The 1234-nt window shown below is 64.3% G+C and carries 1 protein-coding gene; it reads right to left on the bottom strand.

The window, feature by feature from the left end; all coding sequences use genetic code 11:
* Positions 1-18: 18 nt before the first annotated feature.
* A protein-coding gene (locus CDN99_RS27930) for an IS3 family transposase (RefSeq protein ID WP_088388944.1) occupies positions 19-1172 on the bottom strand; the annotation gives its coding sequence in 2 pieces (ribosomal slippage) (positions 19-932 and positions 932-1172; 1155 coding nt in all).
* Positions 1173-1234 lie beyond the last annotated feature (62 nt).

The following is a 1234-nucleotide window of genomic DNA, read 5'->3' as shown; positions in this document are numbered from 1 at the left end:
TGAATCGCCCCGGATTTCCTAGACACCCGTGAGCCGTTGGGAATGGCGTCGTTCGAACTCGACCGGCGAAGTGTCGCCTGCGGTGCCGTGGCGCCGCTTGGGGTTGTAGAACATCTCGATGTAGTTGAAGACGTCGGCGCGGGCGTCGTTGCGCGTGGCGTAGACCTGACGACGGATGCGCTCGCGTTTGAGCAACTGGAAGAAGCTCTCGGCCACGGCATTGTCGTGGCAGTTGCCGCGCCGGCTCATGCTGCTGACCAGGTTGTGGTCCCGCAGGAACTTCTGCCATTCGTGCCCGGTGAACTGGCAGCCCTGATCGGAGTGCACCGTGACGGCTTGTTTAGGCTGGCGCCGCCATAACGCCATCAGCAGTGCATCCAGCACCAGGTCGGTGTCGATACGACTGCCCATCGACCAGCCCACCACCTGGCGCGAGAACAGGTCCACCACGACCGCCAGGTACAGCCAGCCCTCGTGCGTGCGGATGTAGGTGATGTCGGTCACCCACGACTGGTTGGGTTCGACCACCGTGAACTGGCGCTGCAGATGGTTCGGCGCAACCACGGCCGGCTTGCCACCGCGCACTCCGGGCCGGCGCTTGTAGCCGGTCTGCGAGCGCAGCCCTTCTAGCTTGAGCAACCGGGCCACACGGTGCTTGCCGCAGTGCTCGCCGAGGTCGCGCATGTCCAGCGTGAGCTTGCGATAGCCGTACACGCCGCCGCTCTCCAGCCAAGCTTGCTTGAGCAGGCCGCTCAGGCGCTGGTCATCCTTGGCCCGTTGGCTCTGCGGCTCGGCCTTCCACGCGTAGTAGCCACTGGGGTGCAACTGCATGACCTTGCACATGCGCCGCACGCTGTGCTGGGCTTCGTGCGCCTTGATGAACGCGTACCTCACCCGGACTGCTTGGCAAAGTACGCGGCGGCCTTTTTTAGGATGTCGCGCTCCTCGGTCACGCGCCGCAGTTCAGCCTTCAAACGGCGCAGTTCCTCGGCCTGCGAGACCTGTGCCTGCCGCTCGGCGGCCGGCGCCGAGTACACCTTGATCCACTTGTACAGGCTGTGCTGGCTGACGCCGATCCGGGCGGACACGTCGGCCACCCGGTGGCCTCGCTCCGTGATCTGCTTGACCGCCTCGATCTTGAATTCTTCTGGGTAGGGTTGCTTGCTTTGCATGGCACCTCCGATTGGGCCTCAGTTTGAGGCTCGAAGGTGTCTACTGGACCCGGGTCGATTCA

This window comes from Roseateles aquatilis, from assembly GCF_002205645.1.
In the GTDB taxonomy this organism is placed as follows: domain Bacteria; phylum Pseudomonadota; class Gammaproteobacteria; order Burkholderiales; family Burkholderiaceae_C; genus Roseateles; species Roseateles aquatilis.
This window is presented reverse-complemented; position numbering and strand designations above follow the sequence as displayed.